Consider the following 23480-nt stretch of genomic DNA (forward strand, 5'->3'; position numbering starts at 1 on the left):
CGGCGTTCAATCGACCTGCAGCCGCGCCTTCTCCACCAGAGCCTGGGCGCCGGCCCTCTCCTTGGCCCAGAAGACCGCGAAGGCTTCGGGCGTGCTGCCCACCAGCGGCGTGTAGATGCGCGCGAAGCGTTCCTGCACTTCGGGCATCTGCAGGGTGTCGCGCAAGGCCTTGGAGAACTTGTCGACGATGGGTTGGGGCGTGCCCGCCGGCATGACCACGGCCTGCCAGGTCGTCACTTTGAAGCCGGGCACGCCGGACTCGGCCACCGTGGGCACGTCGGGCATGTCCGCCACGCGCTGGTCGCCGCTGACGGCAAGGGCGCGCAGCGCGCCTTCCTTGATGAAGGGCGCGGTGGTGGAGCGGCTGTCCACCATGAAGGACAGGCGCCCGGCGATCAGGTCCTGCAGCGCGGGCGCGCTGCCCTTGTAAGGCACGTGCGTCATGGGCGCGTTCAGGGCCAGCGACAGCGCGGCGCCCGCCACGTGCATGGAACTGCCGTGCCCGGCGGACCCGTACGACAACCCCGCGTCGGGCTTCTTCGCCGCCTGCACCAGGTCCTGCATGGTCTGGAATGGCGAAGACTTCGGCACCACCACAACCAGCGGCGAATCGGTCAATTGCGTGACCGGCACAAAGGCCTTGCCCGGATCGACCTGCACGCCCTTGTAGAGATAAGTGTTGATGGCCAGCGGCCCGACGTTGGCCCACAGCGCCGTGTAGCCGTCGGGTTCGGCCGTGGCCACGGCCTGGTTGGCGATGTTGCCGTTGGCGCCGGGCTTGTAGATCGGCACCACGGGCTGGCCGAGCTTTTTGGATAGCTCGTCCTGCACCATCTTGAACGCGATGTCCGAAGCGCCCCCGGGCGCGAAACCGATGACCATGCGCAGCGGACGGTCGGGCCATTCCGCGTGCGCGCCGGCCGCCAGCATGCAGGCGGCCAGGCCCGAGGCCAGCTTAACGATGAACTTCATGTTGTCTCCTGTGGGCGCCACGCTAGATCGTGGTGTCGTACTTGACGTTCTTGAGCTGGGTGTTTTCGTAGATGGCTTCCAGCCCGCGTTCCTTGCCGATGCCAGACTGCTTGTAGCCGCCAAACGGCGCATCGAACGACGTCCGCAGGCCGGTGTTGATGGCCACGCTGCCCGACTGCAGGCCGCGCGCCATGCGCAGGGCGCGGCCGCCGTCGCGCGTGTACAGCACCGCGGCCAGCCCGTAGCGCGTGTCGTTGGCGATGCGCAAGGCGTCGGCTTCGTCGCGAAAGCCGATCACGGATTGCACCGGGCCGAAGATCTCGTCCTGCGCGCTCTGCATGCGCGCGTGGGAGTTCAGCAGCAGCGTGGGCGGCACGAAGTAGCCCTTGGCCGTGTCGCCTTCCAGCTTCATGTTGCCGTAATGGACGGGCTGCGCGCCCTCTTCCCGCGCCAGCGCCACGTACTTCTCGACGCGCTGCTTCTGGGCCGCGCTGACCAGGGGGCCCATCTCGGTCGCTGGGTCCGCGGGCGAGCCGATGCGCACGGTGTCCAGGCGCTGCTGCAGCAGGCCAAGGAATTCCTCGCGCACGGAATCCTGTACCAGCAGGCGCGTGCAGGCGATGCAGACCTGGCCGGAATTCTTGATGATGTCGCCCGCGGCCACGGCCGCCGCCTTGTCCAGCGGCGCGTCCTCGAACACGATCAGCGGCGACTTGCCGCCCAGCTCCAGCGTGACGCGCTTGACGTCGGCGGCCGCGGACGCCTGGATACGCGCGCCGGTCACGGTGCCCCCGGTGAACGACACCCGTGATACCAGCGGATGAGTGACCAGCCGTTCGCCCACCGTGGCGCCGGGACCGTTGACCACGTTGATCACGCCGGGCGGAAAGCCGGCTTCCTCGAACAAGCGTGCCAGCGCCATGCTGGACAGCGGCGTCACTTCCGAGGGCTTGAGGATCACCGTATTGCCCGCGGCCAGCGCCGGACCGAGCTTGTTGACGGTCAGCGTCATCGGGTAATTCCACGGCATGATGAGCGCGCACACGCCCAGCGGCTCGCGTATCGTGAAATTGAGCACGTCGGCATTGCCCACCGGTATGGTCTCGCCGCGCAGGGCCGGAATGATGCCCGCGAAGTACTCCAGCGACGCCGGCATGCCCTTGAGCGAATCCAGCGAATGCGTAATGGGCTTGCCCACGTTCAGCGTTTCGATCCAGGCGAGCTTTTCGCGGTCGCGCTCGAACAGGTCGGCCAGGCGCCGCAGCAGCTTGCCGCGCTGCGCCGGCGTGGTCTTGCGCCAGTGCGTTTCAAAGGCGGTGTGCGCAGCCTGCACGGCGGCGTCCACATCTGCCGCCGAGGCTTCGTGCACGCTGGCGAGCACCTGCGCCGTGGCCGGGTTGCAGGTATCGAACGTGCGGCCTTCGGCGCCAGCGCGCCAGTTTTCCCCGATCAGCAGTTCATAGGGGCGGGAATCGATGACATCCATGCGGGCGCTCCTTACGCGGCCATTTGCAGGTATAGGGATTGGATTTCTTCCGGCGCGAGTACGCGCGGATTGATGGGCATGGACGCGCTCAGCATGGCCTGGCTGGCCAGCTGAGCGGCGTCCTGCTCAGACAGCGCCAAGCCGGAAAAGCGCAGGGGAATGCCCGCCAGCCGCGCCAGCGACTCGACCGCCTCGATCAGGGCCAGGGCGTCCTGTTGTTCGTCGCCCGTCGCGGCTATGCCCAGCGCGCGGGCGGCCTCGGCGTAAGGCGCGGCGGCGGTCTGCGCCGTGTGGCGCGCCACCACGCTGAAGATCGGACCCAGCACTTCCGCATGCGCCATGTGGACGCGCGACTCCAGCGGCGTGCACATGGCGTGCACGGCGTCCACCTTGCTCATGCCGATGGCCAGGCCCGCCATATATGCGCCCATCTGCATGTCGGCGCGCGCGCGCAGGCTGTCCGGGGCGCGCAGCACGTCGGGCAGCGCCCGCATGCACAGGCGCAGGGCCTGCAAGGCCATGGCCTTGCCGACAGGGGAAGGATCGGTATTGATCCAGGCGCCCAGCGCATGCAGCACGGCGTCGAAGCCGCCCTGCGCGGTGGGGCGCGGCGGCAGGCTGAGCGTAAGCTCGGGCTGCAGCGCCACCAGCGCCGGACGGGCGCGCAAGGAACGGTACAGGCGCTTGCGCCCGTCGTCGCCCTGGATCAGCGCGGCCGAGCTGCTTTCGCTGCCGGTGCCCGAAGTCGTGGGCACGGCGATGAAGAGCGGATCGGCGGGCTCGGCGGCGGCGTTCAGCCAGGCTTGCCCACACGGCGCCTGCAATTCGTCGGCATCGAACCCGCCCGCCAGGCAGGCGTAGACCGCCTTGGCCACGTCGATGGCGCTGCCCCCGCCCACCGCCAGCACGCTGGCGCAGCCCTGCTCGCGCGCCACGTGCAGCGCGGCCCGCACCTGGTCCATGGCGGGATTGGGCACCACGCCGTCATAGACATGCCATTGCAGTCCCGGCATGGCGGCAAGCGCCGCTTCGACCGCGGCGCCCGTTGCGCCCCAGGTGCCGGCATCGGTCACCACCAGCGGCAGGCGCAGGCGTGCGCCCGCGGCCGCCAAGGTTCTGGCCAGGGCCTTCCCGCCCCAATGGCAAACGCCAGGCCAGGACATCACGCCCTGGGCCTGTGGCGCACAATCCTGCTGACCGCTCATTCGTCCTCCTGATCTTGCATAATTTGCTATGCGAATTTATAATTCATTTAGTGAATTGATAATAGAAAAGGAGCTTGCCCATGTCAAGAGCCTCGCCTCGCGCGCCCAAGAACGACGCCACCGAAGATTCCGCGGAACCCGACCGCCAATTCGTCACCGCGCTGGCCCGCGGGCTGGACATCCTGCGCTGCTTCAGCGCCGAACGGCGCATGCTGGGCACGACGGAACTGGCCCATCTGACCGGCCTGGCCCAGCCCACGGTCTGGCGGCTGTGCCATACGCTGCAAAAGACGGGATTCCTGGCCGCCGTGCCAGGCAAGGACAAGCTGCAACTGGGCATCGCCGCCATCGCGCTGGGCGGCGCGGCGCTGGCGGGGCAGGAAGCGCTGGACATCATCCGGCCCATGTTGCAGGCGCTGGCCGACCGCTATCAGGTCGCGGTGGCGCTGGGACGGCGCGACGGCGACAGCATCGTCTACCTGCTGCGCTGCCAGGGAAATTCGCCGCTGCTGATGAATCTGCGCGTGGGTTCGCGCATACCGCTGTTCCATAGCGCGATCGGCTGGGCCTACCTGGCCTGCTGCTCGCCCGAGGAACGCGAGGCCCTGCTGCAAGAGGCCCGCGCATCCGGCAAGGCCGGCGATGCCACGGAGCAACAGGCCATTGCCGACGCCATCGCCCGGTATCCGGAGCGCGGCTTCGTCTATCACGAGCGCCCCGCCTATCAGATCAACACCGTCGCCGCCGCCATCGAACTGCCCGCCGGCGAACGCTACGTGGTCAGCTGCGGCGGCCCGGCGGCGCTGCTGCCCCGGCAACTGATGCTCGATGAAGCCGGCCCCACGCTACGGCAGTTGGCGCATGAACTGCAGCCCATCCTGCTGATGGGGAGGCACGTGTGACCCAGCCTCTTGCTCCGGCCATTCCGCAACGCTGGCCCACCCGCATCACCGAACTGATGGGCATACGCTGGCCGTTGCTGCTGGGCGGCATGATGTGGCTGTCGGATGCGCGGCTGGTCGCCGCCATGGTGCGCGCAGGCGGCATGGGTTTCATGACCGCGCGCAGCTCACGCACGGACCAGGACTTCCGGCAGGCGCTGCGCGATTGCGGCGAACTGACGGGCGGCCTGCCGTTCGGCGTCAACCTCACGCTGTCGCGGCGCGCGGCCAATAACGAGTCCATGCTGACGCGGCTGCGCATCGCGCTCGACGCGGGCGTGCGCCTGTTCGAAACGGCGGGCCTGCCGCCCACGCCGCTGCTGCCCGCGCTGCGCGAGGCTGGCGCCATCGTCATCCACAAGTGCGCGCATGTGCGCCATGCCGTCGCGGCGCAGAACATGGGCGTGGACGCAGTCACGCTGGTCGGCATGGAAGAAGGCGGCCACCCCGGCAGCAACCAGCTGCCCACGTTCCTCAACGGCGCCTATGCCCTGGAACAGCTGCGCATTCCGCTGGCGCTGGGCGGCGGCATCGGCCACGGCCGGCAGATCGCCGCGGCGCTGGCCCTGGGCGCCGACGCCGTGGTGATGGGCAGCGTCTTCACGCCAGCGCAGGAGACCCCGGCGCACGCCGCGTACAAGCAGCGCGTGGTCGACACCAGCGAGCACGGTACCCGCGCCGTGCTCGGCAGCCTGGGCGACACCTGGCGCATCCTCGACAACGAAAACGCCCGCAAGGTCGCCGCGCTGGAACAGGCGGGCGCCAGCAGCTACGCGGACTTCGGCGAACTGATCAGCGGCGAACGCACCCAGGCCCTCGCCTATCAGGCGGGCCAGCATGAAGAAGGCATGCTGTCCATGGGTCCGGCGGTGGGCTTTGCCCGCGGCATAGAACCCGTGGAAAGCATCGTCCTGCGGCTGCAGCGGGAATGCATGCAGGCCAGCGCGCGCTTCAGGCACATGCTCGATTCCGCTTGAATCCGGTCCCGCGCCAGCGGGCCGTTTCTCACCTCCCGCATCCCTGCCCCGCCCTGTGCGCGGCAGGGATTTTTCATGCGCGAACGGCGCCGAATCCAGCCGCCGGTCGAAAACCCGTTATTGCAGCGTCCTGATGGCCGCAGTATCATCAATTCATTAAACGAATTATTAATTCGCAATGCGAATAACAAACGGATCACCCAAGAATCCGTCCGCGCAACGCAAGCGCGCTCAACCCAGAAAAACAGGAGACAGGAATGAAGTTCAGCAAGATGGTTGCGGCAGCCCTGCTGGCCGCGGGATTCGCGACGGCGGCCTCGGCCGCGGAATGGCCGGACAAGCCGATACGCGCGGTGATCGGTTTTGCGCCCGGGGGACCTTCCGACATCGCGTTCAAGATGATGCAGGACGAGCTGAGCAAGAAGCTCGGCCAGCCCGTCATCCCGGAATACAAGCCTGGCGCCAACGGCAATCTCTCGCTGCTGGCCGCGGCCAGCGCGCCCGCCGACGGCTACACCATCCTCTGGACCAATGCGGCCACCATCGCCGTCAACCAGTACCTGTACAAGGACCTGAAGATCGACCCGGCCCAGGCCTTCGCGCCCGTCGCGCAACTGACCGATTCGCCGCTGGTGGTGGTGGTGCCCAAGGATTCGCCCTACCAGACCATGGCGGACCTGATCAAGGCGATCAAGGCGGACAAGCAGGCGACGATCACCTACGGATCGCCGGGCTACGGCAGTTCGGCGCACACCGCGGCGTCCTCGCTCGCGCTGGCCTTGAACACCAAGCTCACGCACGTGCCGTACAAGGGCAGCGCGCCCGCGCTGCAGGACCTGGTCGCCGGACGGTTGACCTTCATGATCGACAGCCGCTCCAGTTCCCTGCCCTACATCAAGGACGGCATGCTGCGCCCCCTGGCGGTCAGCGGCGCCACCCGCGTCAAGGATCTGCCGGACCTGCCCACCATCGCCGAGTCCGGCGTCCCGGGCTTCAAGGTCACCACCTGGCAGGCCGTGGTCGTCCCCGCCGGCACGCCCAAGCCCATCATCGACAAGCTGGCCCGGGCGCTGGAAGAAACCGCCGCCATGCCCATCGTGCAGGAACGCTTCGAACGCATCGCCACCCCGCTGGTCAGCAGTTCGCCCGAAGCGTTCGCCAAATTCTGGGCGGAGCACCGCGAGGTCACCCGCGACCTGGTGGAACGCGCCAACCTGAAGCTGGAGTAAACGCATGAGCAACATCGACCTGACGCCCGAACAACAGGAGCTGCAGCACAGCATCCGCCGCTTCATGCTGGCGGAAGTGGCGCCCATCGTCGCGCAGCACGAAAAGGCGCGGACCTTTCCGTTCGAACTCATGCCCAAGCTGGCGGAGCTGGGCTACCTGGGCGGCAACCTGCCCGAAGACCAGGGCGGACACGGCATCGACATGCCCACCTGGGCCATGATGATGGAAGAGCTGGGCTACCACTGGCTGTCGCTGCGCACCATCGTCAACATCACCAACGGCTCCATCAAGCGCCTGGCCGCCCACGGTTCACCGGCGCAGAAAGAGAAGTACCTCAAGCCGCTGATGGCCGGCCGCCTCAAGGCCTGCACAGGCCTGACGGAGCCGAACACCGGCTCCAACATCGCCGGCATCCAGACGCGGGCCGACCTGGTCGGCGACGAGTGGGTGCTGAACGGCCGCAAGCTGTGGATCACCAACGGCTGCGACGCCGACTTCGCCATGGTGGTGGCGCGCACCTACAGCCCCACCTGCGAGGGCAAGCTGTCGACCTTCATCGTCGAACGCGCCCTGGCCAACTATGACGTGCGCAAGCTCGACACCATGGTGCTGCGCTGCACCGGCACGGCCGAACTGGGCTTCGCCGACGTGCGCATCCCCAAGGAAAACCTGGTCGGCGTCGAAGGCGCGGCCCTCGCCGGCACGCTCAAGGGCCTGGATGCCGCGCGCCTGAACATCGCCATGGGCGCCGTCGGCGCCGCGCAGGCGGCCCTGGACATGTCCATCGACTACGCGAAACAGCGCGAACAGTTCGGCCGCCCCATCGGCAGCTTCCAGCTGGTGCAGAAGCACATCGTAGACATGACGGTCCGCGTCGAAGCGGCGCGCGCCCTGGGCATGCGCGCGGCCCATGCGCTGGAAGCGGGCAAGGACGTGCGCCAGGCCTGCTCCATCGCCAAGCTCTACGCCACCGAGGCCGCCCACGAAGTGGCCAACATGGCGCTGCAAGTGCATGGCGGGTTGGGCTACTCGGAGGAATATCCGATCGAGCGCATCTTCCGGGATACGCGCGGCGGCATGATTCCCGAAGGCACGACGGAGATCCAGACGCTGATCGCGGGGCGGGAGATCCTGGGGATGAACGCGATAGCCTGACGGGCGGAGCGCCAGCCCTCAGCCATCCCGCTCATGATTGGTGATGAAGTCCGGCGGCAACGCCGGGCCCCACACATACAGCGAATCCTCCGGCGGATAATCCCCCGACGGCCACTTCTGCCCTTCGGCGATAAAGTCGATGTCGTACGAATACTCGGCGTAGCTGCCCCAGGGATCGCGCACATAGCGGAAATAGTTTGAACCCAGCACGTGCCGGCCCACGCCCCAGCCGTCCGCATACCCCGCCGCGCCCATCTGCTCCATGCCTTGCCCCACCGCATCGATGGACGGCACGCACCAGCTGCTGTGATGCAGGCCCAGGCCATGCGACTTGGCCAATGCGATCAGGTGATGGTCGCTGCCGTGCGGACTGTGGATGAAGGCGATGGCATCGCCCGAGGTATCCGACACGCGCAGGCCAAGCGCGTCCACGTAGAAGCGCGTGGCCCGAACCACGTCGGCGCTGAACAACAGGATGTGCGACAGATACAGCGGCCGCACCTGCCGCACCTGGCTGCGCGCGGGCGCGCGGCCGGCGCCGCCGCTGGCCTGTGGCGGCTCTTGCGGCGCGGGGGCCGACGGTGAAGACTTGGCTGCAATCCGCAATTGCAGGGCCAGCCCGTCGGGCGCCTCAATCCAGAGCCCTGCGGGGTCGGCGTCCTGCGGCGCGTCGCGGCGGGCGATACCCAGGCGGTCCAGATGCACGGCGAACCGTTCCAGGTCGTCCGCGTGGATCCCCATGCTTACCCACAGCAGGCGCTTGCGCGCCCCCTGCAAGATGCGCGCCCAGCGATGCGGATGGCCATGGGTATACAACGCCAGGCAGCCGCCTTCATCCCGCACGTCCAGGCCGAAACTCGAATAGAAGCGCCTGGCCTCTTCGAGATCGGGAACGCTGAACACGAACTCGTCCACTGAGTGCACGGCGAGCGGCGCTGTCTGCGCATTCGATTGCATGTCTGTCTCCAAGAATCTTGTTCTGGTTGCGGCAGGCTGTCCTACCCTCACTGTTCGACGGCGACCTTCTGCGCCAGACCCTGGTACAGCGCCGTCTCCGTCTGGTAGAAGTCCCGCATGTCCGCCACCGAGTTCTGCGCCACCAGCTCCATGCCGGTGGAAACAACATACTCGCGAAACGCGGCGTCTTCCATGGCCTGGACGATCGCGCGGTTCAGGCTGGCGACGATCGCTTCCGGCGTCTTGGCCGGCACCAGAAAGGCGATCCACGTGCCGTATACGAAGTCCCGCAGCTTTTCGCTGGATGCGGACAAGGGCGGCACTTGGGGCAGCCTGGGACTAGGTGCGGCGCCGGTCGTCGCGTAGGCCCGTATGCGGCCGGACTCGATCAGGTCCAGCGTCGACCCGCCCAGCGGCAGGAAGCTCAGTTCTATCTGACCGCCCATCAGGTCCTGCGTGACGGGCGGAACGCCCCGGTAGACGACGTGGTTGAGCTTGAACTGGCTTTGCCGCGCCCATTGCTCGCCCAATAGGTGGATCATCGAGCCCGGACCGATATGTCCGAAGTTCAGTCCCTTGTCTCCCTGGGCCTGCGCCAGTTGGGTCAGTTCGCCCAGGTTCTTGGCCGCGACCGCGTTGCCGCCGGTCAGGATGTAGGGCAGCCGCGCCACCACCGCCACCGCGCGCAGGTTCTCCGCCCGGTACTTCACATGCTGCATCGTGGCCGGGGTCAGAATGGGTTCGGTCTGGGACGCGATCAACAGCATGCGTCCGTCCGCTGGCGCATTCAGCACCCGTTGCGTGCCGATGGAACCGCCCGCCCCGGGTTGGTTCTCGACGATGATGGTCCTGCCCAGCGCGGCCTGCAGCAGCGGCTGCAGCTTGCGCGCCACGCCGTCGGTGGGATTGCCCACCGGCTGCGGAACGACGATGGAGACGGGCGGCGCGTCGGCCTGGGCTTGCGCGTTCGCGCACGCCAGGATGCCGATCAGGAACTGCAGACTCGCGGCCACGCCGCTACGCAGTGCTTTCATTGCGGGCCTTTCTGGTTGAACTCGTTGGAAAGCCAAAGCTGCCGGGGATCTGGAATCCCCGCCACGGCATCACTCAAGTTGCAGGCGCGACACCATGGGGCCGAACTGGACGAACTGACTTTTCAGCAAAGCACTCATCTGCTCGGGACTGGAACCGCTGGCCTCGGCGCCCAGTTCGGCTAGGCGCTGGCGGATGGCGGGCTGCTGGACGGCCTTGGACACCGCCTGGCCGATACGCGCCACGACGGCGTCGGGCGTCTGCGCCGGGGCGAGCAAGCCGTTCCAGCCCTCGGTATCGATGCCGGTAAAACCCAGTTCGCTGACGGTGGGCGTGTCCGGCAGGGACGGCGAGCGCTGCGGCGAGGTGACCGCCAGCGCGGTCAAGGATCCGGCCCGGATGTCGCTCAGCGACGAAGACAATTGGTCGCCGCCCATCTGGATGCGGCCCGCCAGCATTTCGCCCTTCAAGGGCGCAGCACCCTTGAAGGGCACGTGCGTCATCGACGCGCCCGTCTGTTCCTGGAACCACATGCCGAACACGTGGATGTACGAACCGGGTCCCGTGGAGCCGTAGGCGTAGTGGGTCGAAGGATTCTTTTTGAGCAGTTCCGCGAATTCCTTCAGGTTGCGGGCCGGCACCGAAGGCGTGGAAGTGATGACCAGCGGCACGTTGGCCACCACGCTCACGCTGCGCAGGTCGGCCGAGGGATCGAAGTTCAGCCGCTTCGCGCCCTGCGCCACCAGGGCGGCCAACGGATAGGAGATGTTGGCCATCAATACGGTATAGCCGTCGGGCGCCGCCTTGGCGACGGCATCGGCGCCCAGCAGCCCGCCCACGCCCGGACGGTTCTCGACCACCACCGGCTGCCCCAGCTCTTGCGACATGGGCGTTGCGATCAGCCGCGCGATCAGGTCGGTGGTTCCTCCGGCGGCAAACGGCACCACGATCTTCACCGGCCGCGCCGGCCAATCCGCCGCGCTGGCCACGCCCAGGCTGGACGCCAGGCCTGCGGCCAGCAACAGCCTGGCCCAACGACGCCGGGCGGGATTGCTCACGGACGACTTCACAAAAGCAGTTGCGATTCGCATGTCTGGAGTTCCAAGAGTAGATCGTGGCCGTGCGCCCCGGCGCGGATGGCGCCGGGGCCGCTGGATGCGTGGAGAGAAACCTAGGCGGACGGCGCCTCGTCGCGGATGCGGTTGCGCAGCGTACCGATGCGCTCGATGTCCACCTCTACCGTGTCGCCGTCCTTCATGTAGAGCTTGGGCGTGCGCCCGAAGCCCACGCCGGCGGGGGTACCGGAGAAAATGATGTCGCCGGCCTGCAAGGTAATGGCCTCGCTGACGGTCGAGATCACGGTAGCCACGTCGAACAGCATGTCGCTGGTGTTGGACGATTGCATGGTTTCGCCATTGAGGCGGGTCTCGATCCGCAACCCGCTACCGCCCGCCGGCAGTTCGTCAGCCGTGACCACGTATGGCCCCCAGGTGCCCGTGCCGTCGAAATTCTTGCCCACCGTCCACTGCGGCGACTTGAACTGGTATTCGCGCACCGAGATTTCGTTGCCCACGGCGTAGCCGAACACGTGGTCCAGCGCCTGTTCCTTGGCGATCCGCCGTCCGCCCTTGCCCAGCACCACGACCATTTCGCCCTCGTAGTCCAGCGTATCGCTGATGGCCGGACGCTCCACCACCGCGTCATGCGCGCCCAGGCTGGTCGACACGCGCAGGAACAGCGTCGGGTAATCGGGCTGGTCGTACGGGCTTTCCTTGGTGTGGTCGGCATAGTTCAGGCCGACGCACAGGATCTTGGGAGGTTCGATCGACGGCGACAGAAAGGTCGCGGCAGCCGGATCGATGAACTGCGTGGCCGCGGCTGCCATGCGCTCCAGATCGGCCAGCGTCTTGCCCTGGCGCAGCAGCGTACCCAGATCGACGCCTGGAGCGGACAGCAGCGCCAGGCGGCCCTGCACGAGTGCGGCGGCGCGAGGCGCGCCGTCGATTTGTAGGGTGGCCAGTTTCACGTGATCTCCTGATGGATGAGGGTTGAACGAAGAATATGTAATTCATAAAAATATATATATTCTGGTTTTCCCTGGAAAACTTGAGCTTCATAGATAAAAACCTTATCGTTTCGCATGACCTCCGTTTCCACACCTTTCCGGACTGCGGCATCGGCCCTGGCCAATGACATCCGCGCAGACATCATCACGGGCAACCTGCCCCCGGGGGCACGCCTGCGCATCAAGGATCTCTGCGAACGCTACGACAGCGGCGCGATCCCGCTGCGAGAGGCGCTTTCGCGCCTGGCCACCAGCGGATTCGTGGTCGCGGAAGACCAGCGCGGCTTCCGCGTGGCGGACGTGTCGGCGGAAGAACTGCTGGACATCACCGAAACCCGGATCCACATCGAATGCGAAGCGCTGCGCCGCGCTATCGCGCTCGGCAGTCTGGACTGGGAAGAGCGGCTGGCCGGCGCGCACTACCGTCTGAGCCGCCTGCCCCTGCACGCTACGGACGGCTCCGGCTTGTCGGCTGAATGGGAACAAGCGCATTCCGCTTTCCATTCGGCGCTGATCAGCGGCAGCGATTCAAAGTCGCTCATCGCCATAGCCGAGCTGCTGCGCGACCAGACCGCGCGCTACCGCTACCTGTCGGTGCAGCTGAATTCCGGGACCAAAGCCGCCTCCGGCTCGAAAAAGGGCAAGGAACGCAACGTCGCCGACGAACACCGCAAGCTGCTGGAAGCCGCGCTTGCCCGCGACGCCGATACCGCCGCCAAATTGCTGGCCCAGCACCTGCGCCAGACCACGCAGCTGGTGCTGGCCCAAATTCCCAGCCATTAGAAATCTCCCCGCCTAGCGCCGGGCTGTCGGTCTTCCCAGGGAGCCGCCTCGCTACTCACGTCAAAATCACAACCTACCAAAAGTAAGTTACTATTGGTAGGTTAATTATTTTGATGGAGTGTAGACGCCATGCATGCGCTAATCGTTGTTGCACATCCCGATCCCGCGTCGCTGACCCACGCGGTGGCGCGACAGGTCGCTGAAGGAATTTCCGCTGCCGATGCCGGGCATACGTTCGAAGTCGCAGACCTGGCCGCCGAAGGTTTTGACCCTAGGTTCACCCAGCCGGACGTCGCGCTGGCCATGGGCAAGGGGGAGCCCCTGCCGGAAGTCGCCGCGGAACATGCGCGGCTTGAACGCGCCGATGCTCTGGTGCTGGTCTACCCCGTGTACTGGTGGTCCTTCCCGGGCTTGCTCAAGGGCTGGATCGACCGGGTGTTCACCCAAGGCTGGGCCTACGAAGATGCGGACGGCAAGCTGGTCAAGAAGCTGCAACGCCTCAACGTGCATCTGGTCGCTCTGGGCGGCGCCAACCAGCGCACCTATGCGCGGCACGGCTACTTCGGCGCCATGAAGACGCAGATCGACCACGGCATCTTCGGCTACTGCGGCGCCAACGTCGCCACCTCGGAATTGCTGCTGCCCTCCGACGCGGGCTTTCCCGCCGCCCATCTCGAAGCCGCCCGGACGATAGGCCAGAAGATTTTCTCCTCGCGTGCTGTAATCCACGAGGAGGAAGTCCAACAATCATGACCGCAAAGATGCCAAGCCCCGCCAGAGCCAACCCGCAGCGCCGCCTGTCGCGCGACGATCGCCAACGCCAGTTGCTGGACGTCGCCTGGAAGCTGATCAGCGACGAAGGCACGGACGCCCTGACCCTGGGACGGCTGGCCACGGAAGCCGGCATCACCAAGCCCGTGGCCTATGACCACTTCGGCACGCGCAACGGGCTGCTGGTGGCGCTGTACCAGGACTTCGACGTCCGCCAGACCGCGCTCATCGACGCCGCGATCGCCGCCAGCAAGCCGGCCTTGAAGGAAAAGGCCCGGGTCATCGCAGCGGGCTACATCGAATGCGTCATGACGCAGGGCCGCGAGATTCCCGGCGTGCTGGCCGCGCTGGGCGGCTCCCCGGAACTGACAGCAGTAAAGCATCAATACCAGCAGGCCTTCATCAAGAAATGCCAATCCATACTTGCGCCTTACGCCGGATCCACGGGAATATCGCCGGCCAGCATGTGGGCGATGCTGGGCGCGGCTGACGGCCTGGCGCACGCGGCCGTGGCTCAGGACATCAGCGTGGATCAGGCGCGCGACGAGTTGATGGATACCATCATGGCGATGGTCAAACGCAGCAAGTAAATCAGCGCAGCGGCATCGCCACCGGACGCAGCGGCGCCGCATCGCCGCCGCGGATCTTCAGCGGCCCGCCGATGAAGGCGAATTCATAGACCTGGTCGCGCGACAACTCGTCCAGCGCCGCCAGCTCGATGATGGGCACGCCCTTCTGCGCCAGCAGATAGGTATGCAACGGCACATAGTCGTCGGACACCTCTGAAGGGAAGGTCTCGAAACTGAGGTTGTCCGCCCCCAGAATCATGGCGCCGCCCTCCTCGACCAGATAACGCGCCGCGTCCAGGCCCATGCCCGGCGGCTTGGCCATGTAGGCCGCCGGATCGTTGTACAGCTTCATGCGGCCAGTGCGGATCAGGACGATGTCGCCTTCGCGCAGCTCGGTCTTCTGGCGCGCCAGCGCAGCTTTCAGGTCCTGCCGGGTAATGCGGTACTGATCGGGAAGCATCTCCACGCCCTTGAGCGCGGCCACGTCGATCAGCACGCCACGCGCCACCAGCGGCGGGAATTTCTCGATGCCCGTGCGCTTCCAGCCGCGGTCGCCCAGATGCTCGTCGGCCCGGAAGCCGTTCCAGATCTTGCCATGGATGCCGAAGTGGTTGAGCGCATCGATATGCGTGCCGGTGTGGCTGTACATCGAGAACGCCGTGCCGGTGTAGCTGCGCATGGCGTTCATGTCGCGGCCCATGCCCATGGGATCGTCGACTTCGGTGCCGCGCGGCGTGTGCGTCATCCAGAACTGGTAGTGCGGATCGCCCGCGTCCTGCCAGCTGGGCATGCCCACGTAGTATTCCGTGGCCAGGTCATAGACCTTGCCGCCAGCCACGCGCGACATTACCGCGGCGCGCGATTCGGGCGTGATCAGGTTGAGGCGGCCGATCTCATCGTCCGGTCCCCAGGGGCTGATGCCCACCTCCTGTCCGGAGGCCGGCGCCCGGGCGGGCGCGCCGTGCGCGAGCGCGTTGAAGCTGAGGGTGGCGCCCAGCGCCAGGCCGAGCAATTTTTGGGTGTAACGGGTAGTCATGATGCACCTTGTGCGTTTGGCTTCCGTCCCGCGGACGGAAAAATGGAAAGAAGGAAGACGTGGGCGACGCGCCGATACCCGGCGATCAGGCCTCGACCGCGGCGGGCATCAGCGCCCGCAGCCTGTCCCGCAGATCGGCCGTGGACATGGTGTGCAGACGGGCCCGGTGCGGCCCGGCTATCAACGTGGGTATGGAGTCGATGGCCAGCCGCGCGGCGGCGGCGCGATCGGCCTGTACGCGTAGCAGGGCTTCGTCGCCCTGCATGAGGGCGGCGAATTCGGCCCGGTCATGGCCCAGCCCTGCTGCGATGTCCAACAGCACGGCGTGATCGCCGACATTACGATGCTCGCTCAGGTGGGCATGCTGAATCGCGTCGAACATGTCCCAATGGCCCGCGTCGCCGGCCAGCAGATGCGCGGCCTGGCAAGCCAGCGCGCCGGCCATCCCGCTGGGGTAATCGAATGATTCGGCGCGCATGCCCTCGACGTCGATGCGGGGCAGGTCTTCATGGCGGGCGCAGGCTTCCCAATGGCCCAGGATCACCTGCTTGGCGCGCGGCATCGAGCCGAACACCTGGCACATCTGTTCAGGCGATTCCTGCAGCACGAAGCTGCGCTGGCGCACGGCAATGCCCAGTTCGGCCGCGACCTGGCGCAGGCGGGGAGACATGACATAGCACCAGCCGCAAACCACGTCATGGAAGAAGTCCACGGTCAGCGGCGCGGCGGGTGCGTAATTGGAGGTCGAAGTCATGATGGCGTCCATCTCGTTTCAATGGACGCCAGCTTAAGGACGGGCCGGCGCGGGAGTAAGGTGTCCGCCGGCAGGACTTTATTCGCTGCGCGTCAACAATCGCCGCGCATGGCCGCCGGCAGATGGTCCGCCATGAAATCCACAAAGGCCTTGACCTTGGGCTGCAAGTGGCGGCTGGTCGGATAGACCGCGTAGACATGGCGAGGCGCGGCGGGCTGTTGGGGTAAAACGCGCACCAGCCTGCCGCTGGCGATGGCGGGCGCGGCCAGGAACGACGGCAAGGCGCCTATGCCCAGCCCCTCTTCCAGCAGGTCCCGCAGCATCAGGCTGTTGTTGACCTGCACCAGCGCGGGTCCGGCCAACGGATCCGCCTGCAGGCCTGCATCCTCGTCCGCAACCGCGCCAGGGCTTTCGGCCAAGGTATAGCTGAGGATGTCATGCCCGCGCAGCGCGTCCACGCTTTCCGGAGTGCCGCGGCTGTCGAGGTAGGACGGCGCCGCGCACAGCACCTGCGTCAGCGACGCCAGCCGGCGCGCAATCAGCGAAGAATCGTCCAGTTGCGCGCGCAGCCGTATGGACACGTCAAAGCCCTGTCCCACCGCATCGACCAGCCGGTCTTCCATCGCCAGGTCCAGGCGCAGTTCCGGATATTGGCGCAGAAAGCGCGCCAGCAGCGGCGTCAGCACGCTCAAGGCAAACGAGACCGGCGCGTTCACGCGCAGCCGCCCCGACACCAGGCGGGACTCGCGCCTGACGGATTTTTCCAGGGCGTCCAGTTCGTCCAGCAGCCGGCAGCATTCGGCGTAATAGGCCGCGCCCGTGTCGGTCAGGCTCATCTTGCGGGTGGTCCGCTGGATGAGCACGGCCCCCAGGTGGGCTTCCAGCGCCCGCAACTGCTTGCTGAGCCCGGCGGACGACATATCCAGCGCCTCGGCCGCCTTGGCCAGGCTGCCCAGTTCGACGATGCGCCGGAAGGCGCGCATGTAGTTGAAGGTGTCCACCTGCGTTCAACCGCCGTCCGGCCGCGCCGCCTCGACCAGGTTGTCGCGCAGCGCGACAACCTGCTCCCTCAACGCCGCGAACTGATCGCCCGTGAGACCGCAAGCATCGCTCAGGTTGATGCTTGCGGTCTTCTCGCGCAAGCGCCGCCCTTCGTCGGTCACGCGCACCCGGACCAGCCGCTCGTCCACCGAGTCGCGCACGCGTTCCAGATAGCCCATGCCTTCGAGCTTCTTGAGTATCGGCGTGAGGGTGTTGGATTCAAGAAAGAGCTTTTCGCCCAGGCTGCCGACCGTCTGATCGTCCTCTTCGAAGAGGGCAATCATCGTCACGTACTGCGTGTAGGTGAGCCCGAGCGCGTCGAGGATGGGGCGGTACACGCGGCCGAACGCCAGGTTGGTCGAATAAACCGCGAAACAGAGGAATTCCGCCAGCTTTCTCTGGGATGGATCGTTTGGGGTCTTGGGCTTCATGTGCACCTCGGTATCTGGTCTGCCTGATGGCGCCACTTTACATCGCATGCGATGCAGTCGTAAACGATTTGATACGAATTTCCTCGCTTCAGCCTCTTGACGCCGGGACTCGCGCTTCTTACCATGCGCTTCAATCGCATTCGATTTAATCGAATCCGATTTAAATTCCAACTGACAAGGAAGTTCCCCATGCCCGCCCGTATCCAGAAAGTCCTTTTGACTGGCAAGACCCATACGACCCTCTCTCGCAACTATGTCTCCCAGGGCGGCGAGGAACGGCTCGATATCCGTCTTTCGACTCCCAACAACCCGGGCCTGGTCCAGGCTTTCGAAGACATCCAGCCGCATCCGACCGCCGAGCAGCTTTTCGCGGGCGCCTGGTCCGCCTGCTACACCAGTGCGCTGGACGTCATTGCCAAACAGATGAAGGTGCAACTGCCGAACGATCGCGCGGTGGACGTGGAAGTGGATCTGGGCATGGCGGGCAGCGCCTACCTGCTCCAAGCCCGCTTCAACGTGTTCCTGCCCGGATTGGGCCAGGCGCTGGCCGAGCAGATTGCCCACGCGGCCGATGAAATCTGCCCGTACTCGAAAGCCACGCGGGGCAACATCGATGTGACCCTCAACGTCCATGCGGCCTGAAGGGGAACCGACATGCGCAAGCTCCTGCTCGTACTCATCCTGTTTGCCGGCGGACTGGCGCATGAGCTGCGCAACCCGCTGAGCTGCCAGACCATCACGGCGCGCAACGACAGCGGCGCGCGCCGGCAAAAGCGCGAGTCCTGACTCTCGCGCCCCTCTCTCCTTGCGTCGCGGTGCCTACCCATGCTGATCATTCTTGTAGCTTTTCTTGGCGGCGTTCTCACCATCGTGAGCCCCTGCATCCTGCCCATCCTGCCCTTCGTGTTCGCACGCGGATCAGGTTCATTCCGGACCCATGCCTTGCCGCTGCTCGCGAGCATGGCCGTCGCGTTCGCGGCGGTCGCCAGCCTGGCGGCGTTCGGCGGCGCCTGGGTCGTGACGCTCAATGAGAGCGCGCGCTACGCCGCGATGGCACTGTTGGCGCTCTTCGGACTTGCGTTGCTGCTGCCCGCCGTGGGCGACTGGATGAGCCGGCCGCTGGTTGCGCTTGGCAATCGCCTGGCAGGAGCGCCTCCCGGCTCGCCGCGCGCGGCCGGGCTGCTTTCCATCGGGCTGGGCCTGGGCACCGGCCTGCTGTGGGCGCCGTGCGCCGGCCCCATCCTGGGACTGCTGCTTACCAGCGCGGCGCTCAACGGCGCGAACATCCAGACTTCCTTGCTGCTGCTGTCATTCGCCTGCGGCGCGGCGGTGGCGCTGGCCGCGGCGCTCTGGCTCGGACGCGGCATGGCCGCGACGTTGCACCGCTTCCTGCCTGCGGCCCAAGGCCTGCGCAGGGTGGCCGGCGCCGCCGTCATGGCCGCGGTTGCCGTGTCCGCGCTCGGATGGAACCCGGCGCTTCTCTCCAGCGCCTCTGCCTCGGGCGCAGCGCGGCTGGAGCAGCAATTGGTCGAACAGCTACGCCCGAACAATCCGGCCAAGACGTTCGCAGCCGCGAACGGTCCGCTGGCATCCCTGCAGGATGCCAACGGCTGGCTGAATTCCGGACCGTTGGGCGCCGCCGATCTCGATGGCAAGATCGTGCTGGTCGACTTCTGGACCTATTCCTGCATCAACTGCCTGCGCACGCTCCCCTATCTGAAGGCCTGGCACGACAAGTACAAGGATGCTGGGTTGGAAGTGATAGGCGTGCACTCGCCCGAATTCGCATTCGAGAAGAGCGCCTCCAATGTGCGCCGGGCGGTCGCGGACCTGGGCATTCAATACCCCGTCGCCCTGGACAACGGGTTCCGGATTTGGCGAGCGTTCCGCAATCAGTCCTGGCCCGCCTTCTATCTGCTCGATGGCCAGGGCCGCGTGCGGTACACGGTCGCGGGCGAGCACGATTACCAGCAGACGGAACGCGTGATCCAGCGCCTGCTCGCGGAAGCGGGCCGGACGCTGCCCGACGCCGATGCCGCCCGGCCCGCGGCGCGCGGCGTGGAAGCGCCGCCGCAGTGGTCGACGCTGCGTTCGGGCGAAAGCTACCTGGGCTATGGCAAGGCCACGAGCTACGCGCCGGGCGGCACGCCGATCAGGCAGCATAAGGACGCGGTCTACCAGCCCGCGGGCGAACTGGGCGCCAACCAATGGACGCTGGCCGGATCATGGCGGCTGGAGCCGGAACTTGCGGTGGCCACAGGCGCCAACGGCCGCGTCATCCAGCGCTTTCATGCGCGCGACCTGCACATGGTGCTGGGCCCTGCGGCGGACGGCCGGCCGGTGCGATTCCGCGTCACGCTGGACGGCCGGCCGCCGCTGGCGGATCACGGGGCCGACATCAATGAGCAGGGAGAGGGCGTCATCGAGGGGCACAAGCTTTATCAGCTCGTGCGGCAACAGACGCCGGACCGCGACCGCGTCTTCCAGATCGAGTTCCTGGAGCCCGGCGTTGAAGCCTACGCCTTTACTTTCGGCTGATGGCGATCTGGGGTTGCTTCGGAACGCCCTGCAGCAACCCCTTGAACGTGTCCAGGAACGCCTGGGCGCGCGCGGAGACCACGCGCGTCTGAGAGAGCGCATACAGGGTCGTGGGAGGCAGTTCCCACTCCGGCAACACACGCTCCAGCGTGCGCCGCGCCCCCCTGTGGTCCAGCAGCAGATCACACGGCATCCATGCGATGCCCGCGCCTGCCATCGCCAGCTGCACATTGAGCAAGGCGCTCTCGGTCACCACCGTCGATGAAACCGGAATGCGGCAACTCTCGCCGTTTCGGCGCAGTTCCCAGTCCGTCTCGGTCGCGACCACAAGCAACTCATGGTTGTGCAAATCCGCCGGGTCCCTGGGGCGCCCCGCGGCGTTCAGGTAGGCGCGCGATGCGATCAGGACGCGCCTGAGCTCCAGCACCGGACGCTGGATAAGCAAAGAATCGCGCTGAGGACCTCCCCGGATCGACAATTCAAAAGGCATCGGATTGTGGCCCGTTTCCCCTCCCCCCACCACGATGTCGAGCCTGACCTTCGGATAATCCCGGCGCATCGCCGCGACCAGGATAGGCAGCAATGCAGTGAGACTGGAAGGAATCGAAACGCGCAGCGTTCCTTCGGGTCGGCCGACATACGATTGAATGACCTCGTGCGCATTGAGCGCGGCCTCGACGTGGCCGACGCATTCCTCGAAATAGCGGACACCGGCCGTCGTGGTGGACACCTTGCGCGTCGTGCGTACCAATAGCTGAGCGCCCAGCTGGCTCTCCAGTATCGACAGCCGCCTGGACACCGTGGAAACAGGCATGTCCAGCATCGCAGCGGCGGATGTGAATCCGCCGTGCTTGACCACTTCCACGAAGATGAGAATGTCCTGCAGGGATATTCCGCGATTTTCCATGAGCGTCCTCGGCGGCCCTTGATTCGAACAGCCCGACGCGCTTCCCCAGTTCGATCCCGCCCGCCTTGCGCCGCAGCTCTTTGCAGCTGCTGTCATGCTGCGGGGCGAGTGAGCCAATTCTGGAAGCGCGTCGGTCCGATGTGCGCATGCGCGCCCGCGACCAGCGAACGGTCGTCCAGCTCGCTGCCGTAGTAGCGCGCATGCACGTCGGCAACAACGGTGCGGGCATCGCCGCGCGCGGCCAGAAACTTGCGGCCCAGCTCGTCAAGTGGAAAGCGGTCCGGCCCTCCCACTTCGACCGTGCCATTGACCGGAGTCGCGACGGCCAGGTCGGCCAGCACCGCCGATACGTCGTCGGCCGCGATGGGCTGGATCAGGGCGGGAGACAGCCGGATCATGCCATTTTGCGCACCCGCGCTCACGATGCCCTCTACGAACTGGAAGAACTGGGTTGCGCGCAGGATGGTGTAGGGAATCTTCGATTCCCGGATCAGCTTTTCCTGGGCCACCTTGGCGCGCATGTAGCCGCTGTCCGGCAATCGCTCAGCGCCGACCACGGATAGCGCCAGGTAATGTTCCACGCCAGCCCGGGTTGCCGCCGCCAACAGATTGCGCCCAGCGGTTTCGAAGAACGCCATCACTGCCTGATCCTCGAACGACGGAGAATTGGACACGTCCAGCACTGCCTGCGCCCCGGCCAGGGCCTCGGCCAATCCCGCGCCGGTCAAGGTGTCCACGCCCGTCCTGGGCGATGCCGCAACGGTTTCATGACCGTTTGCGCGCAGCCGTTGCACCACATTCGACCCGATCAGGCCGGTACCGCCGATAACCACGATTTTCATGTTCCGCTCCTTGCTTGATTGCCGTCCCGTCGCACATCCCGACCGGGTGCTTGCAGTATGCTTAGCACCCGGGCGGAAGGCTTTGCGGCCGCCTTGTTTTTCCCTTGGATTTGGCTTGCGCATTCGTCCAGCCGACTGACCTGAAGCCAGGCGCACAAGAACGGCACAAGGAGTACGGAATGCAATTCTCTTTTGACAACTGCGTGCTGGACCTGGACCGGCGCGAGCTGCTGCGCGCGTCCAGCGCCGTTGCCACGGCGCCCAAGGTTTTCGACGTACTCGCGTACCTGATGGAGCACCGCGACCGCGTCGTCAGCCGCGACGACCTGGTCAACGCCGTGTGGCAAGGCCGGATCGTGTCGGAGTCGACCTTGGCCACCCACATCAACGCGGTGCGCAAGGCTGTGGGCGACGACGGGCAACAACAGCGCGTGATTCGGACCGTCGCCCGCAAGGGCTTTCGCTTCGTCGCGGCAGTGACAAGCGAACAAGCGCCGCAGGCCGCAAGCCTTCCGACGGCTTCCGCCTCCGCGAGCCAGCCGGTAATGCACGCCACGCCTGCTGAAGTTTCCGCTTCCGCGCCGGCGGTTCTCGCCAAGCCCTCCATCGCCGTGCTGCCGTTCGTCAATCTCAGCGGCGACCCGGAACAGGACTATCTGTCGGACGGCGTGATCGAGGACATCATCTCGGCCTTGTCCCAATACCGCTGGCTTTTCGTCGTCGCCAGGAACTCGAGCTTCGCGTACAAGGGGCACGGCGTGGACGCCAAACAGGTGGGCCGCGAACTGGGGGTGCGCTATGTGCTGGAAGGCAGCTGGCGCAAGTCGGCAAACCGCGTGCGCACCTCGGCGCAACTGATCGACGCGACCACGGGAATACTGCATTGGGCGGGCCGCTTCGAGGGCGTGCTGGGGGACATCTTCGAACTGCAGGACCAGATCACCGAAAGCGTGGTGGGCGCCATCGCGCCACAGCTGGAGCGGGCCGAGATCGACCGCGCCCAGCGCAAGCCTACCGGCAACCTGGACGCCTACGACTACTATCTGCGCGGCATGACCAAACTGCACCAGGGCACCCGCGAATCCGTCGACCAGGCGCTGCAACTCTTCCATACCGCTATCGCGACCGATCCGGATTACGCGTCGGCGTATGCAATGGCGGCGTGGTGCCACTGCTGGCGCAGGGTCAACAACTGGATGACGGATGTCGGGAAGGAGACCGCGGAGGGTATACGCCTGGGTCGCAAGGCCGTCGACCTGGGGCCGGACGACGCGGTTGCGCTGACTCGGGGCGGCCACGCGCTGGGCCAGCTGGGCGGGGACACCTCGGGCGCCATCGCGCTGCTCGACAAGGCGCTCAGCCTCAATCCGAATCTGGCCGCGGCGTGGTTCCTGGGTGCGTTCCTCAGGCTTTGGCGGGGAGAAGTCGAGGACGCCGTGGAGTTCTTGAAGCATGCGATGCGGCTCAGTCCCCGTGACCCGGAGCTCTACCGCATGCAGGCAGGCATGGCCACCGCGCATCTCTTCCTGAAGGATTTTGACGCGGCGGCGTCATGGGCGGAGAAGGCCTACCAGAACCTGCCGAGCTTCCAGATGGCGGTCGCGATAGGCGCGGCCAGCCACGCGTTGGCCGGACGGACGACGGACGCGCAACGCGGGCTGCAGAACCTGCGGCAGCTCAATCCCAGCCTGCGTCTGTCCACGCTTGCGGAATGGGTGCCCATCTGCGCGCCGCAGCATCTCGCAACGTTGACGGAAGGCCTGCGCGCGGCGGGCCTGCCGCAATAGC

General features: G+C 66.3%; 25 protein-coding genes. 12 read left to right on the forward strand and 13 right to left on the reverse strand.

Annotated features, from left to right (window positions below):
* Nucleotides 1–6 precede the first annotated feature (6 nt).
* Genes HV793_RS01790 through HV793_RS01800 form a run of 3 tightly spaced genes read right to left on the reverse strand, consistent with a single transcriptional unit; the run spans nucleotide 7 to nucleotide 3663 of the window.
* Nucleotides 7–972 (reverse strand): Bug family tripartite tricarboxylate transporter substrate binding protein, encoded by a 966-nt coding sequence (locus HV793_RS01790; protein WP_054451839.1) that lies wholly within the window; start codon nucleotides 970–972, stop codon nucleotides 7–9.
* A gap of 22 nt (nucleotides 973–994) precedes the next feature.
* On the reverse strand, nucleotides 995–2458 hold the full coding sequence (locus HV793_RS01795) for an aldehyde dehydrogenase family protein (protein WP_175212551.1): 1464 nt from the start codon (nucleotides 2456–2458) through the stop codon (nucleotides 995–997).
* A gap of 11 nt (nucleotides 2459–2469) precedes the next feature.
* Nucleotides 2470–3663: an iron-containing alcohol dehydrogenase family protein gene (locus tag HV793_RS01800; RefSeq protein ID WP_175160295.1), complete on the reverse strand. Its 1194-nt coding sequence runs from the start codon at nucleotides 3661–3663 to the stop codon at nucleotides 2470–2472.
* A gap of 80 nt (nucleotides 3664–3743) precedes the next feature.
* Between HV793_RS01800 and HV793_RS01805 the strand changes: the two genes are divergently transcribed.
* The 5 genes from HV793_RS01805 (at nucleotide 3744) to HV793_RS01825 (ending at nucleotide 7966) form a co-directional block, all read left to right on the forward strand.
* Nucleotides 3744–4565 carry an IclR family transcriptional regulator gene (locus tag HV793_RS01805; RefSeq protein WP_054451842.1) on the forward strand — a complete coding sequence of 274 codons (822 nt, stop codon included), beginning with the start codon at nucleotides 3744–3746 and terminating at the stop codon, nucleotides 4563–4565.
* A complete protein-coding gene (locus HV793_RS01810; protein WP_175212552.1) occupies nucleotides 4562–5581 on the forward strand; it encodes an NAD(P)H-dependent flavin oxidoreductase in 1020 nt (339 codons plus the stop codon). Before HV793_RS01805 ends, HV793_RS01810 begins: the two co-directional genes overlap by 4 nt.
* 75 nt (nucleotides 5582–5656) lie before the next feature.
* Nucleotides 5657–5842: a hypothetical protein gene (locus tag HV793_RS01815; protein ID WP_175212553.1), complete on the forward strand. Its 186-nt coding sequence runs from the start codon at nucleotides 5657–5659 to the stop codon at nucleotides 5840–5842.
* Nucleotides 5839–6810 carry a Bug family tripartite tricarboxylate transporter substrate binding protein gene (locus tag HV793_RS01820; RefSeq protein WP_054451843.1) on the forward strand — a complete coding sequence of 324 codons (972 nt, stop codon included), beginning with the start codon at nucleotides 5839–5841 and terminating at the stop codon, nucleotides 6808–6810. Before HV793_RS01815 ends, HV793_RS01820 begins: the two co-directional genes overlap by 4 nt.
* Before the next feature lie 4 nt (nucleotides 6811–6814).
* A complete protein-coding gene (locus HV793_RS01825; protein ID WP_054451844.1) occupies nucleotides 6815–7966 on the forward strand; it encodes an acyl-CoA dehydrogenase family protein in 1152 nt (383 codons plus the stop codon).
* A gap of 18 nt (nucleotides 7967–7984) precedes the next feature.
* Here HV793_RS01825 and HV793_RS01830 read toward each other — a convergent pair whose 3' ends face one another.
* From HV793_RS01830 to HV793_RS01845, 4 genes are all read right to left on the reverse strand, one after another.
* Complete coding sequence (locus tag HV793_RS01830) at nucleotides 7985–8923, reverse strand: VOC family protein (protein ID WP_175212554.1); 939 nt, start codon at nucleotides 8921–8923, stop codon at nucleotides 7985–7987.
* A gap of 47 nt (nucleotides 8924–8970) precedes the next feature.
* Nucleotides 8971–9957, reverse strand: a complete 987-nt coding sequence (locus HV793_RS01835) for a tripartite tricarboxylate transporter substrate binding protein (protein ID WP_175212555.1) — start codon at nucleotides 9955–9957, stop codon at nucleotides 8971–8973.
* Nucleotides 9958–10026: 69 nt separating this feature from the next.
* Complete coding sequence (locus HV793_RS01840; protein ID WP_175212556.1) at nucleotides 10027–11046, reverse strand: Bug family tripartite tricarboxylate transporter substrate binding protein; 1020 nt, start codon at nucleotides 11044–11046, stop codon at nucleotides 10027–10029.
* An 80-nt stretch (nucleotides 11047–11126) separates the two neighbouring features.
* The gene (locus HV793_RS01845; RefSeq protein ID WP_054451848.1) at nucleotides 11127–11981 is read right to left on the reverse strand and encodes a fumarylacetoacetate hydrolase family protein; all 855 of its coding nucleotides are present in this window, start codon (nucleotides 11979–11981) and stop codon (nucleotides 11127–11129) included.
* A 114-nt stretch (nucleotides 11982–12095) separates the two neighbouring features.
* Between HV793_RS01845 and HV793_RS01850 the strand changes: the two genes are divergently transcribed.
* The 3 genes from HV793_RS01850 to HV793_RS01860 all read left to right on the forward strand — a co-directional run bounded on the left by HV793_RS01850 (nucleotide 12096) and on the right by HV793_RS01860 (nucleotide 14164).
* On the forward strand, nucleotides 12096–12803 hold the full coding sequence (locus HV793_RS01850; protein ID WP_175180658.1) for a GntR family transcriptional regulator: 708 nt from the start codon (nucleotides 12096–12098) through the stop codon (nucleotides 12801–12803).
* A 129-nt stretch (nucleotides 12804–12932) separates the two neighbouring features.
* Nucleotides 12933–13556, forward strand: coding sequence for an NAD(P)H-dependent oxidoreductase (locus HV793_RS01855; protein WP_175212557.1), 624 nt, complete (start codon nucleotides 12933–12935; stop codon nucleotides 13554–13556).
* On the forward strand, nucleotides 13553–14164 hold the full coding sequence (locus tag HV793_RS01860; protein WP_175212558.1) for a TetR/AcrR family transcriptional regulator: 612 nt from the start codon (nucleotides 13553–13555) through the stop codon (nucleotides 14162–14164). The genes HV793_RS01855 and HV793_RS01860 overlap by 4 nt, the downstream gene beginning before the upstream one ends.
* 1 nt (nucleotide 14165) lies before the next feature.
* On the opposite strand, the gene HV793_RS01865 is transcribed toward HV793_RS01860, so the two are convergent.
* The 4 genes from HV793_RS01865 to HV793_RS01880 all read right to left on the reverse strand — a co-directional run bounded on the left by HV793_RS01865 (nucleotide 14166) and on the right by HV793_RS01880 (nucleotide 17405).
* On the reverse strand, nucleotides 14166–15179 hold the full coding sequence (locus HV793_RS01865) for a cyclase family protein (protein WP_175212559.1): 1014 nt from the start codon (nucleotides 15177–15179) through the stop codon (nucleotides 14166–14168).
* Between the two features lie 85 nt (nucleotides 15180–15264).
* Complete coding sequence (locus tag HV793_RS01870; RefSeq protein ID WP_199728347.1) at nucleotides 15265–15945, reverse strand: DsbA family oxidoreductase; 681 nt, start codon at nucleotides 15943–15945, stop codon at nucleotides 15265–15267.
* Between the two features lie 80 nt (nucleotides 15946–16025).
* Nucleotides 16026–16934, reverse strand: a complete 909-nt coding sequence (locus HV793_RS01875; protein WP_175212560.1) for a LysR family transcriptional regulator — start codon at nucleotides 16932–16934, stop codon at nucleotides 16026–16028.
* 6 nt (nucleotides 16935–16940) lie between these two features.
* On the reverse strand, nucleotides 16941–17405 hold the full coding sequence (locus HV793_RS01880) for a MarR family winged helix-turn-helix transcriptional regulator (RefSeq protein ID WP_054451854.1): 465 nt from the start codon (nucleotides 17403–17405) through the stop codon (nucleotides 16941–16943).
* A gap of 189 nt (nucleotides 17406–17594) precedes the next feature.
* Between HV793_RS01880 and HV793_RS01885 the strand changes: the two genes are divergently transcribed.
* From HV793_RS01885 to HV793_RS01890, 3 genes are read left to right on the forward strand one after another with little or no spacing between them, the layout of a single operon-like run.
* On the forward strand, nucleotides 17595–18047 hold the full coding sequence (locus HV793_RS01885) for an Ohr family peroxiredoxin (protein ID WP_175212561.1): 453 nt from the start codon (nucleotides 17595–17597) through the stop codon (nucleotides 18045–18047).
* Nucleotides 18048–18059: 12 nt separating this feature from the next.
* Nucleotides 18060–18191, forward strand: a complete 132-nt coding sequence (locus HV793_RS31225; protein ID WP_255423697.1) for a hypothetical protein — start codon at nucleotides 18060–18062, stop codon at nucleotides 18189–18191.
* 39 nt (nucleotides 18192–18230) lie between these two features.
* Entirely contained in the window at nucleotides 18231–19943 is a 1713-nt protein-coding gene (locus HV793_RS01890) for a redoxin domain-containing protein (protein ID WP_175212562.1), read from the forward strand.
* On the opposite strand, the gene HV793_RS01895 is transcribed toward HV793_RS01890, so the two are convergent.
* Nucleotides 19930–20850: a LysR family transcriptional regulator gene (locus HV793_RS01895; protein ID WP_175212563.1), complete on the reverse strand. Its 921-nt coding sequence runs from the start codon at nucleotides 20848–20850 to the stop codon at nucleotides 19930–19932. The two genes, HV793_RS01890 and HV793_RS01895, sit on opposite strands and share 14 nt — an antisense overlap.
* Nucleotides 20851–20942: 92 nt before the next feature.
* Complete coding sequence (locus HV793_RS01900) at nucleotides 20943–21692, reverse strand: SDR family oxidoreductase (RefSeq protein ID WP_054451858.1); 750 nt, start codon at nucleotides 21690–21692, stop codon at nucleotides 20943–20945.
* 179 nt (nucleotides 21693–21871) lie between these two features.
* On the opposite strand from HV793_RS01900, the gene HV793_RS01905 reads away from it, so the two are divergent.
* Nucleotides 21872–23479, forward strand: coding sequence for a winged helix-turn-helix domain-containing tetratricopeptide repeat protein (locus HV793_RS01905; protein ID WP_054451859.1), 1608 nt, complete (start codon nucleotides 21872–21874; stop codon nucleotides 23477–23479).
* Nucleotide 23480: the final 1 nt, after the last annotated feature.

Source organism: Achromobacter aegrifaciens (genome assembly GCF_902859965.1).
GTDB classification, from domain to species: domain Bacteria; phylum Pseudomonadota; class Gammaproteobacteria; order Burkholderiales; family Burkholderiaceae_B; genus Achromobacter; species Achromobacter aegrifaciens.